The sequence below is a fragment of the Arthrobacter sp. H5 genome (assembly GCF_000520595.1).
Taxonomy (GTDB): Bacteria; Actinomycetota; Actinomycetes; order Actinomycetales; family Micrococcaceae; genus Arthrobacter_D.
In genome coordinates this window covers 52,332-58,478 of the sequence record NZ_KI915005.1, presented here as the reverse complement: position 1 = coordinate 58,478, position 6,147 = coordinate 52,332, and the positions used below count along the sequence as shown (strand labels likewise).

The 6,147-nt window shown below is 64.5% G+C and carries 7 protein-coding genes and 1 pseudogene; 6 read left to right on the top strand and 2 right to left on the bottom strand.

Annotated elements, in window-relative coordinates; genetic code table 11:
• The 6 genes from Y708_RS0114935 to dhaM all read left to right on the top strand — a co-directional run.
• The coding region (locus Y708_RS0114935) for a S9 family peptidase (protein ID WP_028280548.1) at nucleotides 1-1,667 on the top strand (1,667 nt) is incomplete at its 5' end.
• A 10-nt stretch (nucleotides 1,668-1,677) separates the two neighbouring features.
• Nucleotides 1,678-2,184 carry an amino-acid N-acetyltransferase gene (locus tag Y708_RS0114930; RefSeq protein WP_028280547.1) on the top strand — a complete coding sequence of 169 codons (507 nt, stop codon included), beginning with the start codon at nucleotides 1,678-1,680 and terminating at the stop codon, nucleotides 2,182-2,184.
• Nucleotides 2,185-2,305: 121 nt separating this feature from the next.
• On the top strand, nucleotides 2,306-2,491 hold the full coding sequence (locus Y708_RS0114925) for a CsbD family protein (protein ID WP_028280546.1): 186 nt from the start codon (nucleotides 2,306-2,308) through the stop codon (nucleotides 2,489-2,491).
• A 169-nt stretch (nucleotides 2,492-2,660) separates the two neighbouring features.
• Complete coding sequence (gene dhaK / locus Y708_RS0114920) at nucleotides 2,661-3,662, top strand: dihydroxyacetone kinase subunit DhaK (RefSeq protein ID WP_028280545.1); 1,002 nt, start codon at nucleotides 2,661-2,663, stop codon at nucleotides 3,660-3,662.
• Nucleotides 3,662-4,303, top strand: a complete 642-nt coding sequence (gene dhaL, locus Y708_RS0114915) for a dihydroxyacetone kinase subunit DhaL (protein WP_028280544.1) — start codon at nucleotides 3,662-3,664, stop codon at nucleotides 4,301-4,303. Before dhaK ends, dhaL begins: the two co-directional genes overlap by 1 nt.
• Nucleotides 4,300-5,025, top strand: coding sequence for a dihydroxyacetone kinase phosphoryl donor subunit DhaM (dhaM, locus tag Y708_RS0114910; RefSeq protein ID WP_028280543.1), 726 nt, complete (start codon nucleotides 4,300-4,302; stop codon nucleotides 5,023-5,025). Before dhaL ends, dhaM begins: the two co-directional genes overlap by 4 nt.
• Here dhaM and Y708_RS27625 read toward each other — a convergent pair.
• Nucleotides 5,022-5,519: a hypothetical protein gene (locus tag Y708_RS27625; protein WP_051479030.1), complete on the bottom strand. Its 498-nt coding sequence runs from the start codon at nucleotides 5,517-5,519 to the stop codon at nucleotides 5,022-5,024. The two genes, dhaM and Y708_RS27625, sit on opposite strands and share 4 nt — an antisense overlap.
• Nucleotides 5,520-5,582: 63 nt before the next feature.
• Nucleotides 5,583-6,147: pseudogene (locus Y708_RS25385) on the bottom strand (A/G-specific adenine glycosylase); the annotation flags it as partial.

The window sequence follows — 6,147 nt, the reverse complement described above, 5'->3', positions numbered from 1 at the left end:
CCGCCGTTGTCGTGGCGGACGTCCTGGCCGGTTCCACGGATGAAAAGAACGACGACGAGCGCCGCAGAACGCGCAAGGACACCACGGTCGAGGCGATCCTCCACACCGGGTACCCTGTCCGCTACTGGGACGCCGATCTAGGGCCCGCCGAAGCCAGGTACTTCACCCTGGAGCCAGGAACGAGCGACGAGCAGAAGCCGGCAACCGTGGACACTGAGCCGCAGATGGCACTGCGGAATATCACACCGGGAATCGGCGGGGGTCTTCGCGACTCCACGCCGCAGCTGAGTCCGGATGGAACGTTCCTGATCGCTTCGCAGTCCGTTCCCATTGGCCGTGGGGATATGAAGTCGGTGCTCGTCCGTGTGGACACGGCTACGGGAGAACGCACTGTCATCCTTGAGGATCCAGCCTTTGATTACGCTGCCGGCCCGATCAGCCCGGACGGATCCACTGTGGTGGTGGGCGTGAACCGGCGGACCGGCCCGGAGACATCCCCGAAGGTGTCTCTCGCCCTGCTTCCAGTGACCGGCGGTGAGTTGGCGCCGCTTGCGGAAGCTTGGGACCGCTGGCCGTCTCCGGCGGCCTGGCTGCCGGATGGCAGCGCGCTGGTGGTCACAGCGGACGACGACGGCGCGTCCCCGGTCTTCACCGTGAACGTCGCCAGCGGTGGGGTTGAGCGCATCACCCGGGACGCGGCGTCGTACACGGACGTTGTCGTTGCACCCGATGGAGAAACCGCCTACGCGCTCAGAAGCTCCTACGAATTCCCGCCCGAAGCTGTGCGCATCGAGTTGGCTACCGGGGCCGTGGCGGCGCTGCCCGCACCGGTCGAGCGGCCGGTTTTGACTGGGCGGCTGGAGCGCATCGAGACAACCGCGGAGGATGGCCAGGCGGTGAAGTCCTGGCTTGTGCTCCCGGAAAACGCGAGCGACGACAAGCCAGCGCCGCTGCTGCTCTGGATCCACGGTGGTCCCCTCGGTTCGTGGAATGCGTGGACGTGGCGCTGGTCGCCGTGGCTGCTTGCAGCGAAGGGTTATGCAGTGCTGCTGCCGGACCCCGCGCTGTCCACCGGCTATGGCCAGCACATGATCGACCGCGGCTGGGGACAGTGGGGAGGCGCGCCGTATACGGACCTGATGGCGGCAACGGATGCGGCCGCGGCAAGGGCGGATATTGACGGCTCGCGGACGGCCGCAATGGGTGGCTCATTTGGCGGCTACATGGCCAACTGGGTTGCAGGGCACACGGACCGGTTCTCCGCAATCGTCACCCACGCGAGCCTCTGGGCGTTGGACCAATTCGGTCCAACCACCGACGCCTCGTTCTACTGGGAGAAGGAAATGACCCCGGAAATGGCATTGGCCAACTCCCCGCACAACCACGTCGAAGACATCAAGACACCCATGCTGGTCATTCACGGTGACAAGGACTACCGCGTGCCCATCGGTGAAGGGCTGCGCCTGTGGTACGAACTGCTCTCCAGGTCCCAGCTGGCTGCGGATGCGGATGGCAAGACGGATCACCGCTTCCTCTACTTCCCGGATGAGAATCACTGGATCCTGAAGCCGCAGCACGCAAAAGTCTGGTACTCGGTGGTGGAGCACTTCCTGGCCAGGCACGTGCTCGGCGAGGAAGTGGAGCTGCCCGCCGAGCTCGGCCTCTAAACTGGGTCGGGTGAATACTTCCTTCCGTATCCGCCGGGCACGCACCGCCGACGTCCCCTCGATCAAGCAACTCGTTGCCCAGTTGGCCGAGCTGCGCATCCTCATGGCCAAAGAGACGGTGGCCTACTACGAGGGCCTGCAGGAGTTCAGAATCGCCGAGGACGACGGCGGTGTGCTGGGCTGCGGCGCGCTGCACGTGATGTGGGAGGACCTGGCGGAGATCCGCACCTTGGCCACGGCCGAGGAGGCGCGCGGCCGCGGAGTTGGGCGCGCCCTCGTTGAGGAGTTGCTGGAGGAAGCCCGGTCGCTGGGTATTACCCGGGTGTTCTGCCTGACGTTTGAGGTGGATTTCTTTCGGAAGAACGGTTTTCACGTGATGGAGAACCAATCGGCGGTGGACCCCGTGGTCTACTCCGAGTTGCTTCGTTCGCATGATGAGGGCGTGGCGGAATTCCTGGATCTCGCGAGAGTCAAGCCCAATACCTTGGGCAACACACGGATGATCCGGGACCTCTAGGTTTACGCGGCGCTGGCCATCGGACAACGCCGCGGATAAGCTAAGTGTGCTTGGCATCATTTCAGGTGCTTGTGCAGGCTCCTCACCGGAGCCCGGAACGTCGAATGAAAGTGGGCAACCCATGGGTGCAGACGATAAGGCACAAAACAAAGGCGAGAACCTTGGCGGCAAAGTCAAGGAAGGCCTTGGAAAACTCACAGGCAATGAAAAGCTTGAGGCAGAGGGTCACAGCGACCAGTCGAAAGCTAATCTGAAGGACGCCGGTGAGAACGTCAAGGACGCGTTCAAGAATAACGATCGCCGATAAGCAAGCGGACCGTGCATTGCCCGCGGTCTAAGGGGTGTGGGAAGGGCTGCCGTTGGAGGCAGTTCTTCCCACACTCAGTTAATCCTTCCGCCGGCGACCTATAGGCAACCTCAACACCGCGGAGTAATGTTCACATTGCCCCCGCCGCCCGTCAAAGGAGCGCTCCGCCGTGAAGAAACTCATCAACGACCCACAGTCCGTGGTCGCCGAATCCGTTGAAGGATTTGGCGCCGCCCATGCCGACCTCGTCGAAGTACACACGAACCCACTGTTTATCACCCGGCGGGATGCTCCCGTCCAAGGCAAAGTTGGACTTGTCTCCGGCGGAGGCAGCGGACACGAGCCCCTGCACGCGGGGTTCCTTGGCCGGGGAATGCTGGACGCTGCCGTTCCCGGTGCTGTTTTTACATCGCCCACACCGGACCAGATCATCCCTGCTACACAGGCGGTGGACGGAGGAGCCGGCGTACTCCACATTGTGAAGAATTACACCGGGGATGTGCTCAATTTCGAAACCGCCGCCGAGATGGCGCAGGCGGAGGGAATTGAGGTCCGCACCGTGCTGATCAATGACGACGTGGCGGTGGAAGACTCGCTTTACACAGCCGGGCGGCGCGGAGTAGGCGGCACGGTGATGGTTGAGCGGATCGCTGGTGCAGCAGCCGAACGCGGTGACAACCTGGAATCGGTTGCCGCCATTGCTCAAAGAGTCAACGACAACGTGCGGTCCATGGGTGTTGCCCTTGCGGCATGTACCGTGCCGCACGCCGGTGTTCCGAGCTTCGATCTGACGGACGAGGAGATCGAGATCGGCATTGGCATCCACGGAGAACCGGGGCGGCACCGCATCGCGATGGAGTCAGCCGACGGCATCACCGACCGTTTGCTTGAACCGATCCTCGCCGACCTCGATGCCGGCAGCGGCGATCGGGTATTGCTCTTCGTCAACGGAATGGGCGGGACTCCCGCGAGTGAACTTTACATTGTCTACCGCCGTGCCAGGCAGGTCCTGGACAGCAGGGGCATCACGGTTGAGCGGTCCCTCGTGGGTAACTACATCACGGCGCTTGAAATGCAGGGCGCGTCAATCACGGTCTTGAGGCTTGATGATGAAATGGTGGAGCTTTGGGACTCGCCGGTATTGACCCCGGCACTGCGCTGGGGAGTGTAATGGCCTTGACGGCAGAGTGGGCTGCGGCCTGGCTTCGTGAGTGTGCGCGGGTGATGACGGAGCACCGGTCGGAACTCATCGAACTGGACCGTGCCATCGGCGACGCGGACCACGGAGAGAACATGCACCGCGGGTTTGCCGCAGTGGCAGAGAAGCTCAACGCGGCGGAGGCCGCGAGCACCCCGGGTGAAGTTTTGAAACTTTCCGCGATGACGCTGATGTCCACGGTGGGAGGCGCCGCTGGGCCGCTGTACGGAACCGCGTTTCTCCGGGCAGCCACCGGGCTGGGCGACGCAGCCGAGGTGGATGCTGACGCCGTCGTCGTGATGTTGACGGCCGCACGCGACGGGGTGGTTGCCCGTGGCAAGGCGGAGCCGGGCGACAAGACGATGGTGGATGCGTGGACACCCGCGGTTGAAGCCGCTGAGACCTCGGTTTCAGCGGGCGCATCGGCTGCGGAAGCCCTCAAAGCGGCTGCCAATGCCGCGCAGGCGGGTGCAGCGGCAACCGAGCCCTTGATCGCCCGTAAAGGCCGGGCAAGTTATCTGGGAGAGCGCAGTGCGGGCCACCGGGATCCCGGCGCGGTGTCCACCGGATTGATCCTGCAGGCCGCCGCTGATTCGGCCGGGGACATGCTGTGACCGTTGGGTTGGTGATCGTGTCACACAGCGCAAAGATCGCCGACGGTGTCTGTGAGCTGGCAGCCCAAATGGCACCCGACGTTCCCTTGATCGCCGCCGGCGGCACCGACGATGTGCCGCCCCGGATAGGCACGGGCTTCCAAAAGGTTCAGGATGCACTGGTCGAAGCTGAGCGGGGTTCCGGTGTTGTGGTGCTGACTGACCTTGGTTCAGCCGTGATGACCGCTGAGATGGCCTTGGAGTTCCTCGACGGTGATGCGCGGTCAGCGGTGCGGATTGCCCGCGCCGCGCTGGTGGAGGGTTCAATTGCGGCAGCCGTCCGTGCTCAGTCCGGCGGGAGCCTGGATGAGGTGGTGGACCACGCTGAATCCGCGATCGTGTCGATCGACCCCGGTGCGCTCGAGCCGTTTGTCAGCCACGGAGCCGCTGTTCCTTCCGACGGACCAGCGCCGCCAGCTGCGGGTCCGTCAGTAGTTGGCGAGTGGGATCTGCCCAACCCCATGGGTCTCCATGCCCGGCCGGCGGCGGTGCTCGCGCGGGAACTGACCGACATGGACGTTGAGGTGAGCATCAATGGCGTTGACGCCAAGTCGGTGATGCTGCTGATGAGCCTGGGACTGGGTCAGGGAAGGAAACTCAGTGCCAGCGCCAGCGGGCCGGACGCACAAAGGGCCATCGACTATATCGGCGACAAGGTCACCGGCGGGTTCGGCGAGACCTAGGGCACCGTTGCGCTGACCGAAAGCCGGTCTTGCGCCAGGAGCAGGCTGAGTTGCGGCCCTGCGGCGGGGCAGTCCTGGCCATTGGGGTAGACCATCTCCGGTGTGGCCGTGAGGGTGTATTCGGTGGAACCGTTAGTGAGCGTCAGCGTCACTTCAGCCGTTGTGAGCGTCGGGTCATTGATTGAGGCCACCAAGGTTCCGTTGGGGACCGAGATCGCCGAACAGGAGTCCTCCGGATTGTCCCCCGTACATCCCTGTTCCACCGTATCTGAGCCCTCCGTGAGCTCTATCGGGAGGGTCCGGCAAGTGGAATCGCAGACTTCGAGCACTGGATCCGTGATGTCCGGCGTCATTTCCTTGGCGATCGTCAGCGAGAATCCGTGTAGCGCTCCCATCTCGGTGCAGGCGCGGCCGAGGAAGCCATAGTCAGCACCGCATGCCACCAGCAGCGCGGTGCTGGCCGCAAGAATCGGCAGGGCGACGGTAGCGCGCATACCGGCAGTCTAGGCCGGGCGGGCATCCGCGTCGGTGGGAACCAGGCCGCAATTCGGTGACGATCAGGCCGGAAGCCTCAGGCCCTCGCCGGTCTCCTCCGCCAGCCCGTCCAACAGCAGCCCGGCGACGGCGCGGTCCAATTGTTCAACGGGCGCCTTAAGCCGGTGAAGCTTCAGCAGCGGCGACACTTCAGCCTCCCCATGTCCAAGGTCCACGGCCTGCTCATGCAGAAAGTGGCGCGGGACTGGCGCATCCGCGTGGCGCAGCACATGCATCACTGCCCCACGCACCTGCCGGTCCGTTCCCGCCCATGCCTGCCCCTTGGGCACATACGCCGGCTCCGGGCGCCCCGCCGCCACCCAGGCGCACTGCCCGAGCACAGGGCAGTCCTGGCACGTTGGACTCCGCGCCGTGCACACCAGCGCACCCAGCTCCATCACTGCCGCATTCCAGCGGACGGAGGTGGCGTCGTCGTCGGGCATCAACGCGGCCGCCCGCCGCAACTCCGCGGCAGTCAGCGACGGCGAGGGGAGTGCCTCCCCGCCCACGAGCCGGGCGTGAACCCGCCGGATATTTGTATCCACCACCGTTTCGCGGTGGCCGAAAGCGAATGCGGCCACCGCCGCC

Coding starts and splice junctions, on each gene's coding strand:
- Y708_RS0114925 (WP_028280546.1), top strand. CDS start 2,306: ATGGGTGCAGACGATAAGGCACAAAACAAAGGCGAGAACCTTGGCGGC.
- dhaL (WP_028280544.1), top strand. CDS start 3,662: ATGGCCTTGACGGCAGAGTGGGCTGCGGCCTGGCTTCGTGAGTGTGCG.
- Y708_RS27625 (WP_051479030.1), bottom strand. CDS start 5,519: ATGCGCGCTACCGTCGCCCTGCCGATTCTTGCGGCCAGCACCGCGCTG.